General features: G+C 72.0%; 28 protein-coding genes and 1 pseudogene. 15 read left to right on the top strand and 14 right to left on the bottom strand.

Going from position 1 to position 26875, the window contains the following annotated elements; translation table 11 throughout:
• Positions 1 to 31: 31 nt before the first annotated feature.
• The 3 genes from ASC82_RS05410 (at position 32) to ASC82_RS05400 (ending at position 4017) form a co-directional block, all read left to right on the top strand.
• Positions 32 to 2545 (top strand): DEAD/DEAH box helicase, encoded by a 2514-nt coding sequence (locus ASC82_RS05410; protein ID WP_056643283.1) that lies wholly within the window; start codon positions 32 to 34, stop codon positions 2543 to 2545.
• Between the two features lie 12 nt (positions 2546 to 2557).
• A complete protein-coding gene (locus tag ASC82_RS05405) occupies positions 2558 to 3427 on the top strand; it encodes an acyl-CoA thioesterase II (RefSeq protein WP_056642307.1) in 870 nt (289 codons plus the stop codon).
• A 131-nt stretch (positions 3428 to 3558) separates the two neighbouring features.
• The gene (locus tag ASC82_RS05400; RefSeq protein WP_056642304.1) at positions 3559 to 4017 is read left to right on the top strand and encodes a GNAT family N-acetyltransferase; all 459 of its coding nucleotides are present in this window, start codon (positions 3559 to 3561) and stop codon (positions 4015 to 4017) included.
• Between the two features lie 23 nt (positions 4018 to 4040).
• Here the strand turns inward: ASC82_RS05400 and ASC82_RS05395 are convergent, their stop codons facing one another.
• Entirely contained in the window at positions 4041 to 4265 is a 225-nt protein-coding gene (locus tag ASC82_RS05395; RefSeq protein WP_024755712.1) for a DUF6011 domain-containing protein, read from the bottom strand.
• Positions 4266 to 4301: 36 nt separating this feature from the next.
• Between ASC82_RS05395 and ASC82_RS05390 the strand changes: the two genes are divergently transcribed.
• Entirely contained in the window at positions 4302 to 4784 is a 483-nt protein-coding gene (locus ASC82_RS05390; RefSeq protein WP_056642301.1) for a glutathione peroxidase, read from the top strand.
• Positions 4785 to 4843: 59 nt separating this feature from the next.
• On the opposite strand, the gene ASC82_RS05385 is transcribed toward ASC82_RS05390, so the two are convergent.
• Entirely contained in the window at positions 4844 to 6226 is a 1383-nt protein-coding gene (locus tag ASC82_RS05385) for a cytochrome P450 (protein ID WP_056643280.1), read from the bottom strand.
• A 143-nt stretch (positions 6227 to 6369) separates the two neighbouring features.
• Here ASC82_RS05385 and ASC82_RS05380 point away from each other — a divergent pair, with 143 nt between their 5' ends.
• The gene (locus ASC82_RS05380) at positions 6370 to 6837 is read left to right on the top strand and encodes a VOC family protein (protein WP_056642298.1); all 468 of its coding nucleotides are present in this window, start codon (positions 6370 to 6372) and stop codon (positions 6835 to 6837) included.
• Between the two features lie 106 nt (positions 6838 to 6943).
• On the opposite strand, the gene ASC82_RS05375 is transcribed toward ASC82_RS05380, so the two are convergent.
• Entirely contained in the window at positions 6944 to 8161 is a 1218-nt protein-coding gene (locus tag ASC82_RS05375; RefSeq protein WP_056642295.1) for an acyl-CoA dehydrogenase family protein, read from the bottom strand.
• 164 nt (positions 8162 to 8325) lie between these two features.
• Here ASC82_RS05375 and ASC82_RS05370 point away from each other — a divergent pair, with 164 nt between their 5' ends.
• Entirely contained in the window at positions 8326 to 8973 is a 648-nt protein-coding gene (locus tag ASC82_RS05370) for a TetR family transcriptional regulator (protein WP_056642292.1), read from the top strand.
• A gap of 154 nt (positions 8974 to 9127) precedes the next feature.
• Here ASC82_RS05370 and def read toward each other — a convergent pair whose 3' ends face one another.
• Positions 9128 to 9694 carry a peptide deformylase gene (def, locus tag ASC82_RS05365; protein WP_056642289.1) on the bottom strand — a complete coding sequence of 189 codons (567 nt, stop codon included), beginning with the start codon at positions 9692 to 9694 and terminating at the stop codon, positions 9128 to 9130.
• Positions 9695 to 9820: 126 nt separating this feature from the next.
• Between def and ASC82_RS05360 the strand changes: the two genes are divergently transcribed.
• The 5 genes from ASC82_RS05360 to ASC82_RS05340 all read left to right on the top strand — a co-directional run bounded on the left by ASC82_RS05360 (position 9821) and on the right by ASC82_RS05340 (position 14355).
• Positions 9821 to 11068, top strand: a complete 1248-nt coding sequence (locus ASC82_RS05360) for a MurT ligase domain-containing protein (RefSeq protein ID WP_056642286.1) — start codon at positions 9821 to 9823, stop codon at positions 11066 to 11068.
• Between the two features lie 19 nt (positions 11069 to 11087).
• Positions 11088 to 11816 carry a glutamine amidotransferase gene (locus ASC82_RS05355; RefSeq protein ID WP_056642283.1) on the top strand — a complete coding sequence of 243 codons (729 nt, stop codon included), beginning with the start codon at positions 11088 to 11090 and terminating at the stop codon, positions 11814 to 11816.
• 146 nt (positions 11817 to 11962) lie between these two features.
• Positions 11963 to 12988: a 6-phosphofructokinase gene (locus ASC82_RS05350; protein WP_056642280.1), complete on the top strand. Its 1026-nt coding sequence runs from the start codon at positions 11963 to 11965 to the stop codon at positions 12986 to 12988.
• Between the two features lie 103 nt (positions 12989 to 13091).
• The gene (locus ASC82_RS05345; RefSeq protein WP_056642278.1) at positions 13092 to 14042 is read left to right on the top strand and encodes a cytochrome c oxidase assembly protein; all 951 of its coding nucleotides are present in this window, start codon (positions 13092 to 13094) and stop codon (positions 14040 to 14042) included.
• A gap of 94 nt (positions 14043 to 14136) precedes the next feature.
• On the top strand, positions 14137 to 14355 hold the full coding sequence (locus tag ASC82_RS05340) for a hypothetical protein (protein ID WP_056642275.1): 219 nt from the start codon (positions 14137 to 14139) through the stop codon (positions 14353 to 14355).
• 96 nt (positions 14356 to 14451) lie between these two features.
• On the opposite strand, the gene ASC82_RS05335 is transcribed toward ASC82_RS05340, so the two are convergent.
• Positions 14452 to 15492 (bottom strand): DUF3048 domain-containing protein, encoded by a 1041-nt coding sequence (locus ASC82_RS05335; protein WP_056642273.1) that lies wholly within the window; start codon positions 15490 to 15492, stop codon positions 14452 to 14454.
• Between the two features lie 80 nt (positions 15493 to 15572).
• Between ASC82_RS05335 and ASC82_RS05330 the strand changes: the two genes are divergently transcribed.
• Together ASC82_RS05330 and ASC82_RS05325 are read left to right on the top strand one after the other, a co-directional pair.
• Positions 15573 to 16292, top strand: coding sequence for a lysophospholipid acyltransferase family protein (locus ASC82_RS05330; RefSeq protein WP_024755725.1), 720 nt, complete (start codon positions 15573 to 15575; stop codon positions 16290 to 16292).
• A 64-nt stretch (positions 16293 to 16356) separates the two neighbouring features.
• Positions 16357 to 17391 carry an NAD-dependent epimerase/dehydratase family protein gene (locus ASC82_RS05325; RefSeq protein WP_079039059.1) on the top strand — a complete coding sequence of 345 codons (1035 nt, stop codon included), beginning with the start codon at positions 16357 to 16359 and terminating at the stop codon, positions 17389 to 17391.
• 119 nt (positions 17392 to 17510) lie between these two features.
• On the opposite strand, the gene ASC82_RS05320 is transcribed toward ASC82_RS05325, so the two are convergent.
• From ASC82_RS05320 to ASC82_RS05285, 8 genes and pseudogenes are all read right to left on the bottom strand, one after another.
• Positions 17511 to 19091, bottom strand: coding sequence for an alpha/beta hydrolase (locus tag ASC82_RS05320; protein WP_079039058.1), 1581 nt, complete (start codon positions 19089 to 19091; stop codon positions 17511 to 17513).
• A 201-nt stretch (positions 19092 to 19292) separates the two neighbouring features.
• Positions 19293 to 20036, bottom strand: coding sequence for an urease accessory protein UreD (locus ASC82_RS05315; protein ID WP_056643273.1), 744 nt, complete (start codon positions 20034 to 20036; stop codon positions 19293 to 19295).
• Entirely contained in the window at positions 20033 to 20728 is a 696-nt protein-coding gene (gene ureG, locus ASC82_RS05310) for an urease accessory protein UreG (protein ID WP_056642266.1), read from the bottom strand. Before ureG ends, ASC82_RS05315 begins: the two co-directional genes overlap by 4 nt.
• A 28-nt stretch (positions 20729 to 20756) precedes the next feature.
• A complete protein-coding gene (locus ASC82_RS05305; RefSeq protein ID WP_056642262.1) occupies positions 20757 to 21422 on the bottom strand; it encodes an urease accessory UreF family protein in 666 nt (221 codons plus the stop codon).
• A gap of 11 nt (positions 21423 to 21433) precedes the next feature.
• Positions 21434 to 23155: an urease subunit alpha gene (locus ASC82_RS05300; RefSeq protein ID WP_056642259.1), complete on the bottom strand. Its 1722-nt coding sequence runs from the start codon at positions 23153 to 23155 to the stop codon at positions 21434 to 21436.
• Positions 23156 to 23255: 100 nt separating this feature from the next.
• Positions 23256 to 23564: pseudogene (locus ASC82_RS05295) on the bottom strand (urease subunit beta); the annotation flags it as partial.
• 14 nt (positions 23565 to 23578) lie between these two features.
• A complete protein-coding gene (locus ASC82_RS05290) occupies positions 23579 to 23881 on the bottom strand; it encodes an urease subunit gamma (RefSeq protein ID WP_024755733.1) in 303 nt (100 codons plus the stop codon).
• Between the two features lie 166 nt (positions 23882 to 24047).
• Positions 24048 to 24665 carry a TetR/AcrR family transcriptional regulator gene (locus ASC82_RS05285; protein WP_056642256.1) on the bottom strand — a complete coding sequence of 206 codons (618 nt, stop codon included), beginning with the start codon at positions 24663 to 24665 and terminating at the stop codon, positions 24048 to 24050.
• 104 nt (positions 24666 to 24769) lie between these two features.
• Here ASC82_RS05285 and ASC82_RS05280 point away from each other — a divergent pair, with 104 nt between their 5' ends.
• Entirely contained in the window at positions 24770 to 25774 is a 1005-nt protein-coding gene (locus ASC82_RS05280; protein ID WP_056642253.1) for a hypothetical protein, read from the top strand.
• 123 nt (positions 25775 to 25897) lie between these two features.
• Here the strand turns inward: ASC82_RS05280 and ASC82_RS05275 are convergent, their stop codons facing one another.
• Positions 25898 to 26176: a type II toxin-antitoxin system Phd/YefM family antitoxin gene (locus tag ASC82_RS05275; RefSeq protein ID WP_024755736.1), complete on the bottom strand. Its 279-nt coding sequence runs from the start codon at positions 26174 to 26176 to the stop codon at positions 25898 to 25900.
• Positions 26177 to 26243: 67 nt separating this feature from the next.
• Between ASC82_RS05275 and ASC82_RS05270 the strand changes: the two genes are divergently transcribed.
• Positions 26244 to 26870, top strand: coding sequence for an ATP-dependent Clp protease proteolytic subunit (locus tag ASC82_RS05270; protein ID WP_056642251.1), 627 nt, complete (start codon positions 26244 to 26246; stop codon positions 26868 to 26870).
• Positions 26871 to 26875 lie beyond the last annotated feature (5 nt).

The following is a 26875-nucleotide window of genomic DNA, read 5'->3' as shown; positions in this document are numbered from 1 at the left end:
ATCCGGGCGGAATCCAGGCAAGATGGGGGGCGTGACCCTTATCGATCAGCTTCCGCCGACCGCCGACCCCGACGCCCTCTTCGAGGCCTTCTCCTCATGGGCAGAGGACCAGGGCATCACGCTCTACCCGGCCCAGGAGGAGGCGCTGATCGAGGTGGTGTCCGGGGCGAACGTGATCCTGTCCACCCCGACCGGCTCCGGGAAGTCGCTCGTCGCCGCGGGGGCCCACTTCACGGCCCTCGCGAACGACCAGGTCACCTTCTACACGGCGCCGATCAAGGCGCTGGTGTCGGAGAAGTTCTTCGACCTGTGCAAGCTCTTCGGCACGGAGAACGTCGGCATGCTCACCGGCGACGCCTCGGTGAACGCGGACGCGCCGGTCATCTGCTGTACGGCCGAGGTCCTCGCCTCGATCGCGCTGCGGGACGGCAAGTACGCCGACATCGGCCAGGTCGTCATGGACGAGTTCCACTTCTACGCGGAGGCCGACCGCGGCTGGGCCTGGCAGATCCCGATCCTCGAACTGCCGCAGGCGCAGTTCATCCTCATGTCGGCGACGCTCGGTGACGTGTCGATGTTCGAGAAGGACCTGACCCGGCGGACCGGCAAGCCGACCTCGGTGGTCCGCTCGGCGACGCGGCCGGTTCCGCTCTCGTACGAGTACGAGCTCACGCCGATCACCGACACCCTGACGGAGCTCCTGGAGACCAAGCAGGCCCCCGTCTACATCGTCCACTTCACGCAGGCGCAGGCCGTCGAGCGGGCCCAGTCGCTCATGAGCATCAACATGTGCACGCGCGAGGAGAAGGACCGGATCGCCGAGCTGATCGGCAACTTCCGCTTCACCACCAAGTTCGGGCAGAACCTCTCGCGGTACGTCCGCCACGGCATCGGCGTCCACCACGCGGGCATGCTGCCCAAGTACCGGCGGCTCGTCGAGAAGCTGGCCCAGGCCGGTCTGCTGAAGGTGATCTGCGGGACGGACACGCTGGGCGTCGGCGTCAACGTGCCCATCCGTACGGTGCTGTTCACGGCGCTGACGAAGTACGACGGCAGCCGGGTGCGCACGCTGCGGGCCCGTGAGTTCCACCAGATCGCGGGCCGGGCCGGGCGGGCCGGCTTCGACACCGCCGGTTACGTGGTCGCGCAGGCGCCCGAGCACGTCATCGAGAACGAGAAGGCGCTCGCGAAGGCGGGCGACGACCCGAAGAAGCGCCGCAAGGTGGTCCGCAAGAAGGCGCCGGAGGGCTTCGTCGCCTGGAGCGACACCACCTTCGAGAAGCTGATCGGCTCCGAGCCCGAGCCGCTGACCTCGCGCTTCAAGGTCACCAACATCATGCTGCTCTCGGTGATCGCCCGCCCGGGCAACGCCTTCGAGGCGATGCGCAAGCTCCTGGAGGACAATCACGAGCCGCGCAAGGCGCAGCTGCGGCACATCCGCCGGGCCATCGCGATCTACCGCTCGCTGCTCGACGGCGGTGTGGTGGAGCAGCTGGACACCCCGGACGCCGAGGGCCGCACGATCCGGCTGACGGTCGACCTCCAGCAGGACTTCGCGCTCAACCAGCCGCTGTCGACGTTCGCGCTGGCCGCCTTCGACCTGCTGGACCCCGAGTCCCCGTCGTACGCCCTCGACATGGTGTCGGTGGTGGAGTCGACGCTCGACGACCCGCGCCAGATCCTCGCCGCGATGCAGAACAAGGCGCGCGGTGAGGCCGTCGGGCAGATGAAGCGCGACGGCGTCGAGTACGAGGAGCGGATGGAGCGGCTCCAGGAGATCTCGTACCCGAAGCCGCTGGAGGAGCTGCTCTGGCACGCGTACGACGTCTACCGGAAGTCGCACCCGTGGGTCGGCGACCACCCGGTGTCGCCGAAGTCGGTCATCCGTGACATGTACGAACGCGCCATGACGTTCACGGAGTTCACGTCCTGGTACGAGCTGGCGCGGACCGAGGGCATCGTGCTGCGCTACCTGGCGAGCGCGTACAAGGCGCTCGACCACACCATCCCGGACGACCTGAAGACCGAGGACCTGGAGGACCTGATCGCCTGGCTGGGCGAGATGGTGCGGCAGGTGGACTCCTCGCTGCTCGACGAGTGGGAGCAGCTGGCGAACCCCGAGATCCAGACGGCCGAGGAGGCCCAGGAGAAGGCCGACCAGGTCAAGCCGGTCACGGCGAACGCCCGCGCCTTCCGGGTCCTCGTGCGCAACGCGATGTTCCGCCGGGTGGAGCTGGCGGCCCTCGACAACGTGGACGCGCTGGGCGACCTCGACGCGGATTCCGGCTGGGACGCGGACGCGTGGGGCGACGCGATGGACGCGTACTGGGACGAGTACGACGACCTCGGTACGGGTCCGGACGCGCGCGGACCGAAGCTCCTCGCCATCGAGGAGGACGCGGCGCACGGCCTGTGGCGCGTCCGGCAGACCTTCGCCGACCCGAACGGCGACCATGACTGGGGCATCAGCGCGGAGGTGGATCTCGCGGCCTCCGACGAGGAGGGGCGGGCGATCGTGCGCGTGACGTCCGTCGGACAGCTCTAAGGAGAAGTGACGGTGACCAATCCCGCCGAAAGGCTCGTCGATCTGCTCGATCTGGAGCGGATCGAGGTGAACATCTTCCGTGGGCGCAGCCCGCAGGAGTCTTTGCAACGGGTCTTCGGCGGGCAGGTCGCCGGGCAGGCCCTGGTGGCGGCCGGCCGGACCACCGAGGGCGACCGGCCGGTGCACTCTCTGCACGCCTACTTCCTGCGGCCGGGCCGGCCCGGGGTGCCGATCGTGTACCAGGTGGAGCGGGTGCGGGACGGCCGGTCGTTCACGACCCGCCGGGTGACGGCGGTCCAGGAGGGGCGGACGATCTTCAATCTGACGGCCTCCTTCCACAAGCCCGAGGAGGGCGCCTTCGAGCACCAGCTGCCGCCGCGGCACCTGACCGACCCGGAGAGCCTGCCGAACCTCGCGGACGAGATCCGCGAGCACCTGGGGGCGCTGCCGGAGGCCCTGGAGCGGATGGCCCGCCGCCAGCCCTTCGACATCCGGTACGTGGACCGGCTGCGCTGGACCAAGGAGGAGGCCAAGGGCGCGGACCCGCGCTCCGCGGTGTGGATGCGGGCCGTGGGGCCGCTGGGCGACGACCCGCTGGTCCACACCTGCGCGCTCACCTACGCCTCGGACATGACGCTCCTGGACGCGGTCCGGATCCCGGTGGAGCCCCTGTGGGGTCCGCGCGGGTTCGACATGGCGTCGCTGGACCACGCGATGTGGTTCCACCGGCCGTTCCGGGCGGACGAGTGGTTCCTGTACGACCAGGAGTCGCCGATCGCGACCGGCGGCCGGGGGCTCGCGCGCGGCCGGATCTACGACCGCGAGGGGCGGCTCCTGGTGTCGGTGGTCCAGGAGGGCCTGTTCCGCGCCTACGACGGCTGACGGTCAACGGTCCATCCGGGCGTTTCGGGGTCCTCGCTTTCGACAGGGTGGCAGAGCACAGGATCATGTGTCTCCAGCATGATCGTTCTCTGATTCCCCCTCCCTGATCCGCCCGAGGAAAGTGTGCAGTGATGTCGACCGATCTCCAGGTCCGTGCCGTCCGCGCGGAGGACTTCCCGCAGTGGCGCGCGCTCTACCGCGGCTACGCCGACTTCTACGAGGTCGAACAGAGCGAGGAGGCCGCCGAGCGCGTCTGGTCGTGGGTGAACGACCCCGGCCACGAGGTCGAGGCCCTCGTGGCCGAGGACGGCGCCGGCCGGCTGGTCGGCCTCACCCACTACCGGCCCTTCGCCCGGCCGCTCTCGGCCACCACCGGCGGCTTCCTCGACGACCTGTTCGTCGCCCCGGAGAGCCGCGGCTCCGGCGCCGCCGACCTGCTGCTGGCGGCCCTGCGCGGGATCGCGGCCGAGCGCGGCTGGAGCGTCGTACGCTGGATCACGGCGGACGACAACCACCGGGCCCGCTCGAAGTACGACCGGGTGGCGACCCGCACCATGTGGGTCACGTACGACATGAAGCCCGGCAGCTGAGACCGGGCGGCGCCCGCCGGTCCCTACAGGGCCCGGTCGAGGCCGGGCAGGGGGTCCTGCTCCACTTCGTGGCGGCGGGAGCGGATGTCGGGGCCCGGCGGGTGGAGTTTGGCGTCGCAGGTCGGCCCGAGGCCCGTACGGCGGGAGTCCGCGCCGGTCAGGGGGCGGCCGCAGAGGCGGCAGCAGACCCGGCCGGGTTCTTCCTGCTCAGCGGAATCGATCGCGATTGCCAGTCGTTCGTCACCCATGGTGAGATCAAACCCCATTTCCCCCTGGAGCGGTCCATGAGCCTGTACGACATCCCCCTGAAGACCCTGACCGGGGAGCCCGTCTCCCTCGCCGACTACCGGGACCACGCCGTCCTCGTCGTGAACGTGGCCTCGAAGTGCGGCCTGACCCCGCAGTACGCGGGTCTGGAGCGGCTGCAGAAGGCGTACGGGGAGCGCGGCTTCACCGTGCTCGGTGTCCCCTGCAACCAGTTCGCGGGCCAGGAGCCGGGCAGCGCGGACGAGATCCAGACCTTCTGCTCGGCGACGTACGGGGTGTCGTTCCCGCTCCTGGAGAAGGCGGACGTGAACGGCGAGGGCCGTCACCCGCTCTACACGGAGCTGACCCGGGTCGCGGACGCCGAGGGCGAGGCCGGAGACATCCAGTGGAACTTCGAGAAGTTCCTCATCGGCAAGGACGGCGGGATCACCCGTTTCCGTCCGCGCACCGAGCCGGAGGCCGCGGAGGTCGTCTCCGCGATCGAGGCGCAGCTCGCCTGAGGCGGACCGACCTGCCCCCGGACGCCGTCGGCCGACGGTGTCCGGGGGCAGCGGCGTTCTCAGGGAGTACGGGGGGTACGCGGGCGGAGCCGGCAGCGGGCCGGGCCCGCCGCCTGGAGGGTGATCGCGGGCGCGACCGGCACCTCGGCGTCGACGGCGTCGAACTCGTACCGCTGGAGGATCATCGCCAGGGCGACCACCGACTCCAGCATCGAGAAGTGCTGGCCGATGCAGGCGCGCGGGCCGCCGCCGAAGGGGAACCAGGCGTACCGGGGGCGGGCCGCCTCCGCCTCGGGCGTGAAGCGGTCGGGGTCGAAGCGCTCCGCGTCCTCCCAGTAGGCGGGGTGGCGGTGGGTGACCCACGGGGCGACGATGACGTCCGCGCCCGCCGGGATGGTCACGCCGTCGATCTCGGTGGCGGCGACGGCACGGCGGCCGATGACCGGCGCGGCCGGGAAGAGCCGCATGGCCTCCTTGAGGACCCGGGTGACGTACGGCAGGGAGTCCAGGTCGGCGGCGCCGGGGGTGCGGCCGTCGAGGACCCGGTCGACCTCCTCGTGCGCCCGCTTCAGGGCCTCCGGGTGACGGGCGAGGAGGTGGAGGGCGAAGCCGAGGGAGGTCGCGGTCGTCTCGTGGCCGGCGACGAGGAAGACGAGGACCTGCTCGCGCAGTTCGGTGGCGCTGAAGCTGCCGTCCTCGGCGCTCTCGGTCTCGGCGAGGAGCGTGAGGAGGTCCTGTCCGTCGCCGGGGGCGCGGCCGGACTCCCGGCGCTCGGCGATGATCCGGTCGCAGACCTCGTACAGCGCCTTGTGGACGGCGGCGGCCCTGCGGTTGCCGGGGGTCGGCCAGTCGCGGGGCGTGTTGAGCGGGGAGTAGCCGCGGCGGAGCACATAGGCGCCGACCTCGGGGAAGCAGTTCTCGACGACCTCGACGGCCGCGTCGACGTCGGTGCCGAAGAGGATGCGGGCGACGGCGCGGAGCGCGAGCCGGGTCATCTCCTGGAGGACGTCGACGACGGAGTCCGTCTCCTCGGGCCACTCGGCCATGAGGGCGGTGACCTCGGCGGCGATCGCGGCGGCGTAGCCGTCGACGCGGCGCTTGGTGAAGAGGGGCTGGACGAGTCGGCGCTGGCGGAGGTAGTCCTCGTCCTGGCTGGTGAGGAGGCCGTTCCCGAAGGACTCGCGGACCTCCTGGTAGAAGTGGTTGTCCTTGCGGAAGTTGGCCGATTCGCCGGCGAGGACCTGCTGCGCGCCCTCGGCGGAGAAGACGCCGTAGACGGTGGCGCGGATCCCGGGCGGCCCCGCGGTGATCCGGACGACGTCGCCGTGCTCGCGCTGGGCCCGCAGGAAGGTGCCCAGGGAGTCGTTCTTGAGGTCGAACATGGAGCCGAGCAGCGGAAGTCCCGCGAGTTCGGGCGCTTCGGCCCGGGTGGTGGTGGCCATGATCGGTTCCCCCTTGATCGTCACCGTCGGGGCGATTCTCCCCCAGGAAGTAACCCACAGGCAGGCCGGGGTGAACACCCGTCCGAATGTGGGCGGTTGGTCCGTCCCGGGCGGCTGTCAGTGGCGTCTGCGAGGCTCGTTCCATGAACCGACCCGAGCTCACGCTGCAACTGACGATCGACTGCGCCGACCCCCAGCGCCTCGTGCCGTTCTGGCTGGACGCGCTGCGGTACATCCCGGATCCGCCGCCCGAGGGACACGCCACCTGGCGGGAGTACTGGCAGGCGATCGGCGTGCCCGAGGACGAGCTGGGCGAGGACGCCGGGGAGCTGCCGGAGTCCATCGTCGACCCCAAGGGCGCGGGTCCCCGCGTCTGGTTCCAGAAGGTCCCGGAGCCCAAGACCGTCAAGAACCGGCTCCACCTCGACCTCAAGGTCGGCGGCGGCCGCGGCGTCCCGCTGGCACTGCGCCGCGAGCGCGTGGACGGCGAGGTCGCCCGCCTGACGGCCCTGGGCGCCACCATCCTGTACGCGATGGACGAGCCGAACGGCATGGACTACTACGCGGTGGTGCTCCAGGACCCGGAGGGCAACGAGTTCTGTCTCGTGTGAGCAGCGGAGATCCCGGGAGGGCGGGACGGGGCGGGACGGGTCCGCCCCGCCGCATCCTCCCCGCCTCGTCCTCCCCGCCTCGTCCGCCCCGCCTTGTCCGCTTCGGCTACTTCGCGAGCGCGCGGCTGATCACCATGCGCTGGATCTCGCTCGTGCCCTCGAAGATGGTGTAGATCGCGGCGTCGCGGTGCATCCGCTCCACCGGGTACTCACGGGTGTAGCCGTTGCCGCCGAGGATCTGGATGGCCTGGCCGGTGACCTGCTTGGCGACCTCGCTCGCGTACAGCTTGGACATGGAGCCCTCGGCCGCGGTGAAGGGCTTGCCGGCGGTGGCCATCCAGGAGGCACGCCAGACGAGGAGGCGGGCGGCGTCGATCTGGGTGGCCATGTCGGCGAGCTGGAAGGCGACGCCCTGGTTCTCGATGATCGGGCGGCCGAACTGGACGCGGGTCTTCGCGTAGTCGAGGGCGACCTCGTACGCGGCGCGGGCGGTGCCGACGGCCATGGCGCCGACCGCCGGGCGGGAGGCCTCGAAGGTGGCCATGGCGGCGTTCTTCACGCGCTCGCCGCCGCCCGCCTTCGCCTTCTCGCGGGCCCGGGCGAGGCGCTCGTCGAGCTTGTCCTTGCCGCCGAGGAGGCAGTGGCCGGGGACGCGGACGTCTTCCAGGACGACCTCGGCGGTGTGGGAGGCGCGGATGCCGTGCTTCTGGAACTTCTGGCCCTGCGAGAGGCCGGGGGTGTTCGGCGGCACGATGAAGGAGGCGTGGCCCCGGGAGCCGAGCTCGGCGTCGACGACGGCGACGACGACATGGACGTTGGCGATGCCGCCGTTGGTCGCCCAGGTCTTGGTGCCGTTGAGGACCCACTCGTCCTTGGCCTCGTCGTACACGGCCCGGGTCCGCATGGCGGCGACGTCGGAGCCGGCGTCGGGCTCGGAGGAGCAGAAGGCGGCGACCTTGACGTCGTTCGCGTCGCCGTACATCTCCGGCACCCAGGTGCCGATCTGCTCCTCGGTGCCGTTGGCGAGGACGCCGACGGCGGCGAGGCCGGTGCCGACGATGGAGAGGGCTATGCCCGCGTCGCCCCAGAAGAGCTCCTCCATCGTCATGGGGACGCCGAGGCCGGTCGGGTCGAAGAACTGCTGGGCGTAGAAGTCGAGGGAGTAGATTCCGAGCTTGGCGGCCTCCTGGATGATCGGCCAGGGGGTCTCCTCACGCTCGTCCCATTCGGCCGCGGCCGGACGCATCACATCGGCGGCGAAACCGTGCAGCCAGTCGCGGACCTGCTTCTGGTCGTCGTTGAGTTCGAGCGTGAACTCGGCCATAGTTCCCTCCCAGCAGTACGTTACTTGCGGTAACAGCAGTCTGTTACCGGCGGGTACGGGCTGTCAACCTGCGGCGGAGCGGTTCGGGCCGCCCGGCACCGAACACCGCTCGGGTGTTACGTTGCGACAGCCTCACGGAATCGCACGGGCGGGGAGACACGCTTATGGACATCACACACCGGACCACCGACCAGCAGAAGCCCGTGGAACAGCGACGGCGCGAACTGCTGGAGGCGGCGGACCGGGTGGTGCTCCGGGACGGACCCAAGGCGTCCATGAACGCCATCGCGGCGGAGGCCGGCATCACCAAGCCGATCCTCTACCGGCACTTCGGCGACAAGGGCGGCCTCTACCGCGCCCTCGCCACCCGCCACACCGACGCGCTCCTCTCGGCGCTCCGGGCCGCGCTCGACGCCCCCGCCGACCGGCGCCGCCGCGTCGAGTCCACCCTCGACACGTACCTCGCCTCGATCGAGGCGATGCCCCAGGTCTACCGCTTCCTCATGCACCCGGCGGAGGAGTCGCACCAGTCCGAGCAGGGCTTCGACGTCGGCCGCCACTCGGCCCCGCTGCTGCGCCGCATGGGCGAGGAGCTCGGCCAGGTCATCGCCGAGCGCGTCGACCTCGGCCCCGCCGCCGAGGTCCAGGCCCGGATCTGGGGCCACGGCATCGTCGGCATGATGCACGCGGCCGGCGACTGGTGGCTCGGCGAGCGCCCCTGCTCCCGCGCCGAGCTCGTCAGCAGCCTCGCCGACCTCCTGTGGGGCCGCCTCGCGGCGGCCGACGACCTGGCCGGCGGGCCCGGATTTTAGAAGGCTCGGTTCGCCTCCGGGGCGCGGCCGGGGGAACGCCCCCGACCGTGCTCGCCTCCTTCGTTCCTCAGGAGGCTCCGCGCGCTCGGGGGTGTTCCCCCGGCCGCGCCCCTTCGGCTCACTCGCCGGGTCCCGGCGAGTGGGCCCCGCGGGTTCAGCGGGAACCCTCCAGTACGGACGCGTCGGCGCCCCACGGCTGCTTGCGGATCGCGCGCAGCAGACGTGACTTGCGCCACCCCGTCACGTGGTCGGCATAGACCCCGCCCTCCAGGTGGTCGGTCTCGTGCTGGAGGCAGCGGGCGAAGAAACCCGTGCCCTCGATCCGTACCGGAGTGCCGTCCAGCCGGACGCCCTCCACCACGGCGCGGTCGAATCGCGGCGTCGGCGCCTCCAGGCCCGGCAGGGAGAGACAGCCCTCCGGGCCCCGGATCACGTCGCCGTCCGCCTCCACCAGCGTCGGATTCACCACATGTCCCAGGTGACGCACGTCCTCGTCGTCGGGGCAGTCGTACACGAACACCCGCAGGCCCACGCCGACCTGGTTCGCCGCCAGACCCACGCCGTGCGCCGCGTACATCGTGGCGAACATGTCCTCGACGAGCCGGGCCAGTTCGGGGCCGAAGTCGGTGACGGGCGCGCAGGGAGTGTGCAGGACGGGGTCGCCGAGCAGAGTCATCGCTCGGACGAGGCCGGAACTGCCGGGGATGGGGCGGTTTCGCATGGCCGTAAGGGTACGGTCCGCCGTGACCAGGCTGTTTCGCACGGCCTCTCGGCGGTGCCGCTGTTCGGGCTGCTGGCCGGATCTCGATAGGCTGAGCCCGGACCGACGCAAGGAGGAACAAGAACGATGTCAGGACACCCCGGTAATCCAGAGCCGCTTTCGCCGCGCGCCAAGCTGGCCGTGACGGCGGGCAAGGCCGCGGCCGCGGTGTCGCGTGCGGCCGGGCGCGGCAGCGGATCCGTGATCGGCGGCAAGGTGGCGCTGAAGCTCGACCCGGACCTCCTCGGGCGGCTCGCGCAGCACCTGGACGTCGTCCTGGTGTCGGCGACCAACGGCAAGACGACGACGACCCGGCTGATCGCCGAGGCGCTCCGCGCCGCCGGCCCCGTGGTCTCGAACGCGCTCGGCGCCAACATGCCGGCGGGCATCACCTCGGCGCTGGCCGGCGGCTCGGACGCCAAGTACGGCGTCATCGAGGTCGACGAGAAGTACCTCGCCGGCGTCGCCCGCGACACCACGCCCAAGGTGATCGCGCTGCTCAACCTCTCCCGCGACCAGCTCGACCGCGCCGCCGAGACCCGGATGCTCGCCGAGAAGTGGCGCGAGGGCCTCAACGGCACCAAGGCCGTGGTCATCGCCAACGCCGACGACCCGCTCATCGTGTGGGCCGCCTCCTCCTCCCCCAACGTGGTGTGGGTGGCCGCGGGCCAGGAGTGGAAGGACGACGCCTGGTCGTGCCCCGCCTGCGGCGGTGTGATGCAGCGTCCGGGCGACGACTGGTTCTGCGGCGAGTGCGGCTTCCGCCGTCCCGCGCCGAGCTGGGCGCTCAGCGGCGACCACGTGCTCGACCCGCACGGTTCGGCCTGGCCGATCCGCCTGCAGCTGCCCGGCCGCGCCAACAAGGCGAACGCCGCCACCTCCGCCGCGGTCGCCGCGGTCTTCGGGGTGCCGCCGCAGGTGGCCCTGGAGCGCATGTACCAGGTGCAGGCCGTCGCCGGACGCTATGACGTGGTCTCCTTCCAGAACCGCGACCTGCGCCTGCTGCTGGCAAAGAACCCGGCAGGCTGGCTGGAGACGTTCTCCCTCATCGACCAGCCGCCGACCCCGGTGATCCTCTCCGTCAACGCGCGCGGCGCCGACGGCACGGACACCTCCTGGCTGTGGGACGTGGACTACGGGCGGCTCGCGGGCCACCCGATCATGGTCATCGGCGACCGGAAGCTGGACCTGGCGGTCCGCCTGGAGGTCGCGGGCGTGGACTTCCGCGTCTGCGAGACGCTCGACGAGGCCGTCGCCATGGCCCCGCCCGGGCAGATCGAGCTGATCGCCAACTACACCGCCTTCCAGGACGTCCGCCGCCGCGTCGGCAACTGACCCGTAGAGGACATGCAGCATGACTGACAGCAGCCTGCGCCTGGTCTGGGTCTACCCGGACCTGCTCAGCACCTACGGCGACCAGGGCAACGTCCTCGTCGTCCAGCGCCGCGCCGAGCAGCGCGGACTCCACGTCGAGCGCGTCGACGTCCGCAGCGACCAGCCGGTGCCGACCTCCGGCGACATCTACCTGATCGGCGGCGGTGAGGACCGCCCGCAGCGGCTCGCGGCCGAGCGGCTCCGGCGGGACGGCGGCCTCAGCCGGGCCGCGTCCAACGGCGCGATCATCTTCTCGGTCTGCGCCGGTTACCAGATCCTGGGCCACGAGTTCATCAACGACCTCGGCGAGCGCGAGGCCGGTCTCGGTCTGATCGACGTGATCTCGACCCGCGGCGAGGGCGCCCGGTGCGTCGGCGACGTCCTCGCGGACATCGACCCGCGCCTCGGCCTGCCCCAGCTCACCGGTTTCGAGAACCACCAGGGCATCACCCACCTCGGCCCGACGGCCCGGCCGTTCGCCCGGACCGTCTTCGGCAACGGCAACGGCACCGGCGACGGCACCGAGGGCGCGTACAACGACACCGTCTTCGGTACGTACATGCACGGCCCCGTCATGGCCCGGAACCCGCAGATCGCGGACCTGCTCCTGAAGCTGGCCCTCGATGTGAACGCGCTGCCGCCGACCGACGACCGGTGGTACGAGGCGCTGCGCGCCGAGCGCATCGCGGCGGCCACGCAGCCCGCCTGACGCACCCTCACGGGCTCGTACGAACGTACGGTGTCCACTGTGCGGACATCCGTTTCGGCCCCGCCACCCTGCACCGATAGGGTGGCGGGGATCCAGCCGGACGACGTGGTCCGGGAGTCGGCCCACGTTGCAAAGGTTTTTGGGCTATGCGCATTGGTGTGCTCACCTCCGGCGGAGACTGCCCCGGTCTGAATGCCGTCATCCGTTCCGTCGTGCACCGCGCCGTCGTCGACCACGGTGACGAGGTCATCGGCTTCCACGACGGGTGGAAGGGCCTGCTGGAGTGTGACTACCGCAAGCTCGACCTCGACGCGGTGGGCGGCATACTCGCCCGCGGCGGCACCATCCTCGGCTCCTCCCGGGTCCAGCCCGCGCACCTGGTCGGCGGCGTCGAGACCGCCCGCGGCCACGTCGCGGACCTGGGCCTGGACGCCATCATCCCGATCGGCGGCGAGGGCACCCTGAAGGCGGCGAACCTCCTCTCCGAGGCGGGCCTGCCGATCGTCGGGGTCCCGAAGACCATCGACAACGACATCGCCTCCACCGACGTCACCTTCGGCTTCGACACGGCCGTCACCGTCGCCACCGAGGCCCTCGACCGGCTGAAGACGACAGCCGAGTCGCACCAGCGGGTCCTCGTCGTCGAGGTCATGGGCCGCCACACCGGGTGGATCGCGCTGCACTCCGGCATGGCCGCCGGTGCACACGCCGTCGTCGTCCCGGAGCGCCCCTTCGACATCGACGAGCTGACCTCCCGGGTCGGCGAGCGCTTCGAGGCCGGCAAGCGGTTCGCGATCGTGGTCGTCGCCGAGGGCGCGAAGCCGCGCGAGGGCTCGATGGACTTCAAGTCCGCGGGCACGGACATCTACGGCCACGAGCGGTTCACCGGCATAGCGAACCAGCTCTCCGTGGAGCTGGAGCGGCGCCTCGGCAAGGAGGCCCGCCCGGTCATCCTCGGCCACGTCCAGCGCGGCGGCACCCCGACCGCGTACGACCGCGTCCTCGCCACCCGCTTCGGCTGGCACGCGGTGGAAGCGGCGCACCGCGGCGAGTTCGGCATGCTCACCGCGCTGCGCGGCACGGACATCGTCATGGTCCCGCTGGCGCAGGCCGTCGAGTCCCTGAAGACGGTCCCCGAGGACCGCTACGCCGAGGCCGAGTGCGTCCTCTGATCCACGCCACGAGGTGAGAACCGCCCCCGGTCGCAGTCGCGGCCGGGGGCGGTTCTAGTCTGGTGCGGACAACAAGCGCGAATCGGGCTCCAGGAGTACTCAGATGGATCACAGCGGGCACGGCATGACCACGGATCTGCCGCCGTTCACGCTGGGGCGTGGCCTGGAGTTCTCTCCCGACCTGTTCTTCCTGATCGGCTGCCTCGCGGGGCTCGGTCTGTACGGCTGGGGTGTGGCGCGGCTGCGGCGGCGCGGTGACGCGTGGCCGGTGAGCCGGACGGTGTTCTTCGTCGTCGGCGTCCTGACCATCGCCCTGGTGATGTGCACCAAGCTCAACGACTACGGCATGGTCATGTTCAGCGTGCACATGGTGCAGCACATGGTGATCTCCATGCTGTCGCCGATCCTGCTGCTGCTCGGCGCGCCGGTGACGCTGGCGCTGCGGGCGCTGCCGGTGGCGGGCCGGGGGGCGACGGGGCCGCGCGAGCTGCTCCTGAAGCTGCTGCACAGCCGGTACATGAAGGTGATCACGCACCCCGGCTTCACGATCCCGATGTTCATCGCGAGCCTGTACGCGCTGTACTTCACGCCGCTGTTCGACTTCCTGATGGAGTCCAAGCCCGGGCACATCGGGATGATGGTGCACTTCCTGATGGTCGGCGTGGTCTTCTTCTGGCCGATCATGGGCGTGGACCCGGGTCCGCACCGGCCGGGGTACGTGATGCGGATGCTGGAGCTGTTCGCGGGCATGCCGTTCCACGCGTTCTTCGGCATCGCGCTGATGATGGCCAGCGAGCCGATGGTGAAGGCTTACCAGAGCCCGCCCGCCTCGCTGGGGATCGACGCCCTCGCCGACCAGAACGCGGCGGGCGGCATCGCCTGGGCGTTCAGCGAGATCCCGTCCGTGCTGGTGCTGATCGCGCTGGTCTACCAGTGGTACCACTCCGAGCAGCGGCAAGCGGTCCGCATGGACCGGGCCGCCGACCGGAACGGGGACAAGGACCTGGAGGCGTACAACGCCTACCTGGCCTCGCTCCAGGCCCGGGGCCGGTGACGAAGCCCGCTCCCCGGGAGTAGCGCACGCCCCCCTTCCGGGGTCACGATGGGGACGACGACTTCCGCGGCCCCGGCCGGGAGGAGGCGGATCGATGTCCGGTCCCACGAAGACGATGGCGGCGCTCACCGGCGCGGCACTGGTGCTGACGACGACCTACACGGTAGCGCTCGGCAGCAGCGGCTGGCTCTGGTTCGGTCTGGTGGTGCTGGTGGTGGCCACGATCGGGATGGCGGCCGCGGACAGCACGGTGCCGGCCGCCCCACGCCGCCGCCGGCGCCCACCGCCCCGCCCGGGTCCGACACAGCCCTGACGGCCGGCCCTGACGGCACGGCCTTGACGGCACGGTCTTGATGACACGGTCTTGATGGCACGGCCCTGCGCCACTGCCCACTCGCCGCCCTGATCGCTATGCGCGCGGGGCGAGGACGACCCAGGTCTGTCCCGGGGCCAAGGGGAGGGGCGCCCCGCTCGGGGTGGTGAAGGTGGTGTCCGCCGTGGCCGAGGGCCGGGACCAGCGTGCCTCGTACGAGCGGCCGTCGCGCAGGACGACGGCGGTGCCGCTGCCGGTCGTCTCGGTGTACGGGGAGACCGCGCCGAACCGGTCCTGGAAGCGGGACGGGCGGATCGTGACGCGCTGGACGACGACCGTCTCCGGAGTGAGGGGTCCGCTGTCCGTGGCGCGGGCCTCGCGGCCGTCCATCGCCACGCGCCAGGCGCGGTCGGCGGCGGACCAGGTGAAGGTGTAGCGGGCGGCGGGGAAGCGGACGGTCGAGGAGTCGACCGCGGTGCCGCCGGTCGGCGCGGGCCCGAAGCGGAAGCCGATGTCCTGGGCGTTCGGGGCTCCGGGGTCGGTGGCGAGGGCGCGCTCCGGGCGGAGGTAGAGGTTGTGCGGGGCGGCCCGGTCCGGGGAGCGCCGGAAGGCGCCCGGCGCGGTGGACTCGGTGACGAGGTGCAGCGGGGCGGCGTTCAGGAGGGGGTTCAGGGCGGACTGCGCGCCCGAGTAGCCGAGCACCGGCCTGCCGAAGGGGGCGAGGAGCGAGATGTCGGACTCGCGGGCGCTGCGCACAGGGCCGGTGAGCTCGGGGAGCCGCGAGGAGTAGACGGCCAGGAGCCGGGTCACGCCGCCCTCGACCTGTTCGACGTAGACGATGTCGGCGGCGCCGAGACCCGTGTGGGGGCGGGCCGCGGCCACGTTGTCGATCTTCACGGCGACGACGGGGGCGGGCCGCGCGGGGAGCCCGGTGAGCGGTGAGCGAGGGGCGGGCTTGGTGGGCGCGGGGGCCGTGGTGGTGGGTGCCGGGGCCGTCGTGGCCGGTGGGGGCGTCGGGGTGGGGCTCGGCTCCCGCGTGCCCGGGTCGGAGCAGCCGTACAGACCGGCCGCCGTCAGCGCGCAGAGCAGCGCGGTGAGGGCGCGGCCGGGACGCCTGGTCCCTCGGTCGCCCGTCATGATGACGCTCCCCCACCAGTGGACCACGGGCCCGCGCGCCGATACAACGGGCAGTGACGAACGACGAACGGGGGTCGCGGGTGTTCTACCACCTGATGAAGCACGTACTGCTGGGTCCGCTGCTCAGGCTGCTCTTCCGGCCGCGGATCGAGGGTCTTGAGCACGTCCCGGCGGAGGGCGCGGCGATCGTCGCGGGCAATCACCTCTCCTTCTCCGACCACTTCCTGATGCCGGTCGTGCTCGACCGGCGGATCACCTTCCTCGCCAAACAGGAGTACTTCACGGGTCCGGGCCTCAAGGGCCGGCTGACGGCGGCCTTCTTCCGGGCCGCCGGGCAGATCCCGGTGGACCGGTCGGGGAAGGAGGCCGGGCAGGCGGCGATCCGCGAGGGGCTCGGCGTCCTGGACAAGGGCGAGCTGCTCGGCATCTATCCCGAGGGGACGCGCTCCCATGACGGGAGGCTCTACAAGGGCAAGGTGGGGGTGGCGGTGATGGCGCTGACCGCCGGGGTGCCGGTGGTGCCGTGCGCGATGGTCGGCACGTTCGAGATCCAGCCGCCGGGGAAGGTCGTGCCGCGGATCCGGCGGGTCACGATCCGTTTCGGGGCACCGCTGGACTTCTCCCGCTTCGCGGGGTCGGCGGGCGAGCGGGCAGTGGTCCGCGCGGTGACCGACGAGATCATGTACGAGATCCTGCGGCTCTCCGGGCAGGAGTACGTGGACGAGTACGCGGCGGTCGTGAAGGCGGCGGAGGCGGGGAACGACGTACCCGCCCGAAAGTTCCGCCGACGGGAACGCTGAGGGCGGATCCGCGCACGGCGCAAACCCCTGGGCCGGCGTCCCGTTCGGCCCTAGCGTCGAGATCATGACCAAGGGAAACGCGTTCGTACTGGGTGCATCGGGACAGGTGGGGCGGGCGGCCGTGCGGGCGCTCGTCGCGGACGGCTGGGAGGTGACGGCCGCTTCGCGGCGTGGCGTCAGGGACGAGAGGTGGCCGGACGAGGTCCGGTCGGTGCGGCTCGACCGGACCGAGGAGGGGGCGCTGGCGGCGGGGCTCGGCGAGGGCTGTGACGTGCTCGTCGACATCGTCGCGTACGACGGCGCGCACGGCAGGCAGCTGACCGGTCTCGCCGACCGGATCGGTTCGGCGGTGGTGGTGTCGAGCGGCGCCGTCTACGAGGACGCGCAGGGCCGCAGCTTCGACACCCAGGACCGGCCCGACGGCTTCCCCGCCTTCCCGGTGCCCACGGCGGAAGAGTGGCGGACGGTCGCGCCCGGCGACACGACGTACAGCACGCGGAAGATCGCCCTGGAGCGGGAGCTGCTGGCGGCGGGCGACGCGCTGCCGACGACGCTCCTGCGCGCGGGCGCGATCCACGGTCCGTACAGCCCGGGTCCGCGCGAGCTGTGGTTCGTCAAGCGGGCGCTCGACGGGCGGCCGGTGCGCGTCCTCGCGTACGGCGGCACCTCGCGGTTCCACCCGGTGCACGTGGACAACCTCGCGGAGCTGGTCCGGCTCGCGGCGGCGAACCCGGGCAGCCGGGTGCTCAACGGCGGCGACCCGGAGGCGCCGACGGTGGCGGAGATCGGTGCGGCGATCGACGCGGTCATGGGCGTGCGCAGCGAGACGATCCTCATGGAGGGGGCGCCGGAGGGCACGGTGGGGTCCACTCCGTGGACCGCGCCACACCCCGTCGTCTACGACATGACGGCGGCCGAGCGGGAGTTGGGCTACCGGCCGGTGGTGTCGTACGCCGAGACGCTCCCGGAGACGGTGGAGTGGCTGACCGCGCACCTGGGCGACCGGGAGTGGCGGGAGGCCTTCACGGGTCTCGCGAAGTACGGCGTGGACCTGTTCGACTACGCGGCGGAGGACGTCTGGCTGAAGGCCCGGGGCTGACGCACGGGGAGAGAGGCGCTGACGTACGGGGTGACGTACGGGGGAAGAGGGCGGCCGAACGAGGGAAGAGGGGCGGCCGTCGGGCGGCCGCCCCTCTCCTCATCGCTGCGCGAAGGCTGTTACGGCTTCGGGGTGGCGTGCGGTGCGCACGTCTGGTCCGTCGCGTCCAGCTTGCCGCTGAGCAGGTAGGCCTCGACCTTGGTGTTGATGCACGGGTTGAGCAGACCGGTGATGCCGTGCGAGCCGGCGTCCTTCTCCGTGATCAGGCGCGAGCCCTTGAAGCGCTTGTGCAGCTCGACCGCGCCCTCGTACGGCGTGGCGGCGTCGCGCTCGGACTGGGCGATGAGCACCGGCGGCAGACCCTTGTTGGTCTTCACGTCGGTCGGGCGCTGGCGCGGGGCGGACCAGGTGGCGCAGGGCAGGTTCATCCAGGCGTTGGACCAGGTCATGAACGGGTACTTCTCGTGGAGGCGGGAGTTGTCCCGGTCCCACTTCTTCCAGCTGGTCGGCCAGGGGGCGTCGGCGCACTCGACGGCGGTGTAGACGGCGTTGCCGTTCTCCGACGCGGCGTTGCCCGCGGTGTCCGTGAGGTCCGCGGCGGCCGAGTCGATCAGCGGCTGCGGGTCACCGGCGGCGTACGCGCTCCAGGCCTCGGCGACCGGGGCCCACATGGAGTCGTAGTACGGGGCGTTCTGGAAGAAGCCGATGAGCTCGGCCGGGCCGACCTTGCCGCCGAGGGGCTCCTTCTTGGCGGCGGCGCGCAGGGTGTCCCACTGCTGCCGGACCTCCGCCAGGGTGTCGCCGAGGTGGTAGGTGGCGTCGTTCTGGGCGACCCAGGTCATCCAGTCCGTCAGGCGGCCCTCGAAGGCGATGTCCTGGCCGAGGTTGGCGCCGTACCAGATCGAGCGCTTCGACGGGTTCACGACGCTGTCCAGGACCATGCGGCGGACGTGCGTCGGGAACAGCGTGCCGTAGACCGCGCCGAGGTAGGTGCCGTAGGAGACGCCGACGAAGTTGAGCTTCTTCTCGCCGAGGGCGGCACGGACGACGTCGAGGTCGCGCGCGGTGTTGCGGGTGGTCATGAAGGGCAGCATGTCGCCGCTCTTCTCGGCGCAGCCCTTGGCGTACTCGGCGGCGAGCTTGCGCTGCGCGAGCTTGTCGGCCTCGGTGTCGGGGACCGGGTCGAGCTTGGGGCCCTTGACGAACTCTGTCGGGTCGACGCAGGAGATGGGGGCGGACTTGCCGACGCCGCGGGGGTCGAAGCCCACGAAGTCGTAGGCCTTGGCGGTGTTCGCCCAGATCGCGTTCTTGGTGGTGACGCGGCGCGGGAAGCGGAGGCCGGAGCCGCCGGGGCCGCCCGGGTTGTAGAGCAGGGCGCCCTGGCGCTCGGCGGGGGTGCCGGTGGCGTTGATGCGGTCGACCGCGATCTTGATCTTCTTGCCGTTGGGCTTGGCGTAGTCGACCGGGACGGTGACGAAACCGCACTGGATCGGCTTCTCCAGGCCCCAGTCGGCCGGGCAGTCCTGCCAGTCGATGCCCGTCTGGGCGGCGCGGGCCGCGGCGACGGCGACGCCGATCGCCTCCGCGTCGCGCAGCTGCCGGCCGCTGTCGGCGCTGGCCGCCGGAGCCGTGAGCGCGCCCACGACAAGCGTGCCCGCTATCAGAGTGCCGGCCGAACCGAGCATTGCCGTACGTCGCATGTGTCTCCCCCAGGGTGGGCGCTGCCCCCGTGGCAGCCCCGTGTGTCGGGTTGTCCGTGCGATCTTGTCCCTCGGGGGGCTCGCGAGGTAAGGGCGTACACCTGTTTCTTTGCCGAACCAATAACCGGTGAACGGTGTACCGCTGAGCGGTGATCTTCCGCGTTCGCTGCGGAATCGCTCCGGACGCGCCTCGGATTCGCCTCAGAGCGGGGCGAGTTCGGACAGAGCCGCGTCGAGGAGGCGGCGGAGTGCGAGGGCGTCGGGGGCGACGGCGGTGACGAGGGCCGCGGGCCCGGCGAGCGGGGCGATGACGGCCTGCTCGCCGAGGAGTCGGGCTTCCACCGGTTTGTCCGTGAAGTCGGGATCGACGACCAGTAGTTGACCGGTGGCGCGGTGGCCGCCGAGGACCGCGCCGCCGTCCCAGCCGCCGGGGGCCCCGGGGCCGTACGCCAGCTCCTGGTCGAGCAGGGGGCGCCCGGCGCGGCGGACGGTGAGGCGGGTGACGAGGGTGCCGGGCCGTTCGCCGTGCCGGCCGAGGATCTGCTCCTCACGGAGGACGAGCCGGGCCGTGGGGGCGAGCTCGACGGTGGTGCGCATCCGCAGGTCCGAGCCGTGCGCGGAGACGAGCTGCTCGGGCAGCCAGCGCAGGACGCCCTCCTCCCCCACGGCGATCCCGAGGTCGTACGTGGCGGGCTCGGCGCTCCGGCCCGGCAGGGCGAGGGTGGCGGCGGCGGAGTCCACGAGGAGCCGGGCCCCGTCCCGTACGTCGGTCTCGATCGCGAGCCGGTCACCGCCGAGCGGGGCGCTCATCGCCCCGACGACGGTGACCCGGGTCCAGCCGGCGGCGGCCCTGGTGCGGCGCAGGGCGAGGGGGCCGTCGCTCTCCAGGAGCGGCAGCCCGCCGTCGGCCGCGGCCGCGATCCGTGCGGTGGCGCGCAGGCTCACGCGGTCCGCGCCCCGGCCGCGGTCCACGCGTCGAGCCGGCCGCGGACCCAGTCGGCGACGGGCCCGACGCCGTTCTCGGCGCGCAGGGACGTGAAGGCGACGGGCAGTTCGCCGCGCTGCTCCTTCGCGTCGCGGGCCATCCGGTCAAGGTCGGAACCGACGTAGGGGGCGAGGTCGGTCTTGTTGACGACGAGGAGGTCGGCGGTGGTGACGCCGGGGCCGCCCTTGCGGGGGATGTCGTCGCCGCCGGCGACGTCGATGACGAACACCTGGGCGTCGACGAGCCCCTTGGAGAAGGTGGCGGTGAGGTTGTCGCCGCCGGACTCGACCAGGATGAGGTCGAGCGGGCCGACGGTCTCCTCCAGCTCCTCGACGGCTTCGAGGTTGGCGGAGATGTCGTCGCGGATGGCGGTGTGCGGGCAGGCGCCGGTCTCCACGGCCTGGATGCGCTCGGGCGGCAGGACGGCGTTGCGGAGGAGGAACTCGGCGTCCTCGCGGGTGTAGATGTCGTTGGTGACGACGGCGATCGAGAGGGTGTCCCGCAGGGCCCGGCAGAGGGCGGCGACGGTGGCGGTCTTGCCGGAGCCGACCGGTCCGCCGAGGCCGATGCGCAGGGCGCGGCGGGTGCCGTCGGGGCGGTGGGCATCGGCGGAGACCGCGGTGTGGTGGGTGTGGCCGTGGTCGAGGTGCATGGGGCGGCTCCCTTGAGGGTGGTTCGGGTCAGGAGGCGAAGAGGCGGACGGGCCAGGTCGCGTGCTGTTCGGCGGTGAGGTCGAGCAGCGGCGCGGAGGCGGCCGGCAGCGCGTCGACGCCCTGGCGGGCGGCGGCGGCCGCGCGTGCGGCGACGCGGTCCATGTCGGGTGCGAGGCGGGCGAGGACGGCGGTCGCCTGGTAGGGGTCGAGGCTGAGGAGGCGTACGGCGGCGGTGGCGGGGCCGCCGACCGTCTCGTACGCGACGCAGTGGGCGGCGTCCTCGGGTCCGAGTCCGGCGGCCCGGGCGGTGGTGCCGAGGACGACGGGCTGATGGGCGCCGCGCGGGAAGGCCGCCGCGAGCGCGTCGAGTTCGGGGCTCGGCCAGGCGGCGCGGGCGGCCCGCATGAGCTGGCGGCCCAGCCTGCGGGCGGCGGCGCGCAGCGCGGGCGAGGGCGTACGGGCGTCGGCGGCGGCGTCGAGCTCGTACGGGTCGAGTCCGTGGGCGGCGGCCGCGGCCAGGCCCGCCGAGGTGAGGCCGGTGGTGTGGAGCCGGCCGCGGCAGAAGGCCTCCAGACCGGCCGCGTCCTTGATGCGGCCGGCCTTGACGGCGGCCTCCGCGCCGCCGGAGTGGGCGTGCCCGCCGGCGGGGAAGCGCCCGTCGGCGAGCACGAGCAGGGCGGAGCGTGACGTCATCGGAGGCCCCGTCAGAAGAGGAAGTAACGCTGGGCCATGGGGAGTTCGGCGGCGGGTGCCGGCTCCACCGGGTCGCCGTCGATGGTCACCGAGAAGGTGTCGGCGTCGACCTCGACCCGCGGCAGGGCGTCGTTCTCCCGCATGTCGGCCTTGGTCACCCGCCGGGTGTCGCCGATGGCGACGAACTCCTTGTGCAGGCCGAGCCGCTGGGGCAGGTCGTCCTCGATCGCCGCGCGGGCGGTGAAGTTGACGGAGCCGGCCGCGGCAGCCCTGCCGAGCGCGCCGAACATCGGCCGGGGCAGGACGGGCTGGGGGGTGGGGATGGAGGCGTTGGCGTCGCCCATCTGCGCGTACGCGATCTGGCCGCCCTTGACGACGACGAGGGGCTTCACGCCGAAGAAGGCGGGCTCCCAGAGCACGAGGTCGGCGAGCTTGCCGGTCTCGACCGAGCCGATGAGGTGGTCCATGCCCTGGGCGACGGCCGGGTTGATCGTGTACTTGGCGACGTAGCGGCGGGCCCGGTGGTTGTCGGCGCGGCCGTCGCCGGGCAGGGCGCCGCGCCGCTTCTTCATGACGTGGGCGGTCTGCCAGGTCCGCATGATCACCTCGCCGACGCGGCCCATGGCCTGGGCGTCGGAGGAGATGATCGAGATGGCGCCCAGGTCGTGGAGGACGTCCTCCGCGGCGATCGTGGAGGGCCGGATGCGGGACTCGGCGAAGGCGAGGTCCTCGGGGACGGCCGGGTTGAGGTGGTGGCAGACCATCAGCATGTCGAGGTGTTCCTCGATGGTGTTGACGGTGTGCGGGCGGGTCGGGTTGGTCGAGCTGGGCAGTATGTACGGCTCGGAGACGACCGTGATGATGTCGGGGGCGTGCCCGCCGCCGGCGCCCTCCGTGTGGTACGCGTGGACGGTCCGGCCGGCGATGGCGGCGAGGGTGTCGTCGACGAAGCCCGCTTCGTTCAGGGTGTCCGTGTGGATGGCGAGCTGGGCGCCGGTCTCCTCGCAGACGCCCAGACAGGCGTCGATGACGGCCGGGGTGGCGCCCCAGTCCTCGTGGATCTTGAATCCGAGGGCGCCGCCGCGGAGTTGGGAGTGCATGGCCTCCCGGGACATGGTGTTGCCCTTGCCGAGCAGACCGATGTTCACGGGGAAGGTGTCCAGGGCCTCGAACATCCGGGCCAGGTGCCACGGGCCGGGCGTGATGGTGGTCGCCTTGGTGCCCTCGGCCGGTCCGGTGCCGCCGCCGACGAGCGTGGTGACGCCGGTGGCGAGCGCCTGCTCGACGACGGTCGGGGAGATGAAGTGGACGTGGGTGTCGACGGCGCCCGCGGTGACGATCCGGCCGTTGCCGACGATGATCTCGGTCTCGGGGCCGATCACGAGGTCGGGGTGGACGCCGTCCATGGTGTCGGGGTTGCCGGCCTTGCCGATGCCGGTGATCCGGCCGTCGCGGATGCCGATGTCGGCCTTGACGACGCCCCAGTGGTCGATGATCACGGCTCCGGTGATCACGGTGTCGGGGGCGCCCTCGGCGCGGGTGGTGCGCGCCTGGCCCATGGACTCGCGGACGACCTTGCCGCCGCCGAAGACGGCCTCATCGCCGGCGCGGCCTGGGCCTCCGGAGCGGTCCTGCTCGATCTCGACGAGGAGGTCGGTGTCGGCGAGCCGGATGCGGTCGCCTGTCGTGGGGCCGAAGAGATCGGCGTAGACGGCGCGGTGCAGGTCAGGCACGGGGGCCTCCGTTCGGGCCGGCGAACCCGGCGGCGGTGGCGGTGGCCCCGGCGGCGTCGGCAGTGACCACGGGGGCATCGGCGGTGGCCCCGGCGGCATCGGCGTCGAGGGGACCCGCCGTCTCGCCGCGCAGGCCGGGGACGATCCGGCGGCCGGCGATCGGGACGAGCTCGACCTCGACGGGGATGCCGGGTTCGAAGCGGACGGCGGTCCCGGCGGCGATGTGGAGCCGCTGCCCGCGCGCGGCGGCGCGGTCGAACTCCAGGCCGGGGTTGACCTCGGCGAAGTGGTAGTGGGAGCCGACCTGGACGGGCCGGTCGGCGGCGTTGAGCACGGTCACGCGAGTGACGGGGCGCCCCTCGTTGAGGGCGACGGGGTCCTCCGCGTACAGGATCTCTCCGGGGATCATCGGCACTCCCCCGGTCAGACGATGGGGTCGTGGACGGTGACGAGCTTGGTGCCGTCCGGGAAGGTCGCCTCGACCTGGACGTCGTGGATCATCTCGGGGATGCCGTCCATGACGTCCGCGCGGGAGAGCACTTTGCGCCCGGAGGCCATGAGCTCCGCGACCGTGCGGCCGTCGCGGGCGCCCTCCAGGATGTGCGAGGTGATCAGGGCGACGGCCTCGGGGTGATTGAGCCTCACACCCCGCGCCCGGCGCTTCTCCGCCACGTCGGCGGCGACATGAACGAGCAGGCGTTCCTGTTCGTGCGGGCTCAGTTGCACTCTTCCACCTCACAGTCGTCGACCGGGACGGGACCCGGACAGCTGCGGACCCTACCCAGCGTCAACACCTTGTTGAGCTGCGGAGAAGCGGTCGGCGGCCAGACATTGCACGTTAGGGCGGAAGTTTTTCCGGCTCGTTAACTCCGGCTTTGCGTTTCCATGATCATCAGACCGGATCGACGGACATGGACATCAGCCCCCTGAGCCCGTCCTCCAGGATCTCCACGTCCACGTCCCCGAAGAGCGCCTGCTGGGCGATGAATCCCTGGGCGACGGCGATGAGCGTGCGAGCCATGTGGTCGGCGGGGACGTCGGCAGGCAGGAGGCCGGTCTCGCGGTAGACGATGACGAGCTCCGTCCAAGCGGCGCGCATCCCGCCGAAGAGCCCGGAGAGGGTCTTCGCCAGTTCCTCGTCGCGCACCGTCTCCGCCCACACCTGGATGATCAGGCGCGCGAAGGCCTGCCGGTCGGCCCCCGCGATCCGCTCCTCCAGGAAGACCCGGATCACCGCACCGAGCAGGACGTCGGGCGTGGGCGGCGGCGTCGCCTTCGAGGCCTCCTCGAACGCCCCGCGAATGCGGTCGAACGCCTCGGCGGCGATGGCCGCGATGAGGTCGTCCTTGCCGCGGAAGTACCGGTAGACCGCGCCCGCCGACAGGCCCACCTCGGCCAGCACGTCCTGCATCGAGGTCGCGTGGAAGCCGTTGCGGGCGAAGCAGCGCGCCGCTCCGTCGAGGATCTGCCGCCGCCGGGCGTCGAGGTGTTCCTGGGAGACACGAGCCATGGGAAGAAGCTAAAACGAATATTCATTCTTGACAACTTCCCGACCTCGCCGCAGAGTGACATCAAAGAAAAACGAACGATCCTTCTCTTTGAATCGAGGACGCCATGTCCGCCGCCACCGACGAAACCGCCATCGGACTCGGGCGCCGAACCATCGCGGTGATGGTGCTCATCCCGGCCGTCGTGACCCTCGCCCTCTGCGCGTTCGCGTGGCCCGCGGCCCGGACGGCCCCCCGCGACCTGCCGATCGGCGTCGCCGGGCCCGCGGCGGCCGCCGCGGCCGTGGAGCAGGGGCTCGCCCGGCACGAGGGGGCCTTCGAGGTACACCGCTACGAGGACGCCGCCGCGGCCCGCGCGGCCATCGAGGACCGGGACGTATACGGAGCGGTCGTCGTGACCCCGCGTGGTACGGAGCTCCTGACGGCCTCGGCCGCGAGCCCCGTGGCGGCCGGACTCCTGCGCGAGGCCGTGAGCGCGCAGGCCCCCGCGGGCACGACGGTCCCGGTCACGGACGTGGTCGCCGCACCGGCGGGCGACCCGCGCGGAGCCGTACTCGCCTCGACCCTGCTGCCGCTCACTCTGGCCGGGGCGGCGGCGGGTGTCGTCACGACCCTCGCCGGCCTGCGCGGTGGCCGGGCGGTGGCCGCTCTCGCCGGCGCCGCGACGCTCACCGGGCTCGTCGGGGCGACGCTCGCCGACAGCTGGCTCGGTGCTCTCGGCGGGAACTGGTGGGCCGAGGCGGGGACCCTGGGCCTCACCGTCCTGGCGATCGGCGCGACGTTCGCGGGGCTGGCCTCGCTGCTCGGGAAGCCGGGCCTCGGCGTGGCAGCCCTCCTGATGGTCCTGATCGGCAATCCGTTCTCAGGGGTGGCGAGCGCGCCGGAGCTGCTGCCGACCGCGGTCGGCACGCTCGGCCAGTGGCTGCCGCCGGGCGCCGGGGGTTCGGCACTCCGCTCCGTCTCCTCCTTCGACGGCGCGGCGGCGGGCGGGCCGCTCCTCGTCCTCGCCCTCTGGGCGGCGGCGGGCCTGACCGCGACGCTGCTGGGCGCCCGCAGGCGTCGCGCGGTGCCGGAGACCGCCCCGGTCCGGGTTCCCGTTCCGGCGGGCTGAGCCCGAGCACCACAGAAGACGGCCGCGTGCCCCCGCTGTAGCGGACGGGGGCACGCGGCTTTTGTGCGTACGAGGAAGGCGGGGCGGCCAGGGCCCATCCGGCCCTGATCCGCCGGGCAGGCCCTAGGAGGCGCCGGGGTCGCGGTGGTGGGCGGCGATGCCGAAGCGGCGCTGTTCGCCCGTGGCGGAGTCGAGCGGGCGCAGCGTGGAGACCGAACTGATCACGCGCTCCTCCGCCGGCTCGCCCGCCGTCTCCAAAGCTTCCAGGTCAGCGGCGGAGACCAGGGCGACGAGCGGCTTCCCGTGGCGGGTGACGACCACGCGCTCACCGCCGTACACGACGCGGTTGATCAGGTCGGCGAGCTCAGCCCTCGCTTGCGTCACCGGGATCTCGTAGGTCATGCTCCCCATCTTACGGGCTGTACGTCCTGTACATTTTTTACAGACAGATCGACGGAGGTTCTCTGCCATGGACGCTCGCTACGTTCTGCCCGAGTTCACGGAGCGGACCAGCTTCGGGACCCGGACCCTCGACCCGTACTCGAAGCTCCTCGAGTCCCGGATCGTCTTCCTCGGCACGCCGGTCGACGAGACCTCGGCCAATGACGCCATCGCCCAGTTCCTCTATCTCGACCACGCGGCGCCGGGGCAGGACATCTCGCTCTACATCAACTCCCCCGGCGGCTCCATCAGCGCCATGACGTCGATCTACGACACGATGCGGTCGCTCTCCTGCGACGTGGAGACCACGTGCCTGGGCCAGGCCGTCTCCACCGCCGCCGTCCTGCTCGCGGCCGGCACCCCGGGCAAGCGCCTGATCCTGCCCGGCGCCCGGGTGACGCTCCGGCAGCCGACGCTGGACGAGCCCCTCCAGGGGCAGCTCAGCGATCTCGACCTCCAGGCGAGCGAGATGCTGCGACTGCGCGAGCTGGTCGCCGGGATGCTCGCCGAGCACACCGGGCAGGACCGGGACCGGATCGACGCCGACATCGACCGCCTGACCGTCCTGGACGCGCCGGCGGCCGTCGCGTACGGCCTGGCGGACCACGTGGTCACGAGCCGGCGCGCCGCTGCCGCCGGCGGCACGGCCCGGTGAACCGG

Source organism: Streptomyces sp. Root431, from assembly GCF_001426585.1.
In the GTDB taxonomy this organism is placed as follows: domain Bacteria; phylum Actinomycetota; class Actinomycetes; order Streptomycetales; family Streptomycetaceae; genus Streptomyces; species Streptomyces stackebrandtii.
The sequence above is the reverse complement of the archived record's forward strand: the minus strand, read 5'-3'. Positions and strand labels throughout refer to the sequence as shown.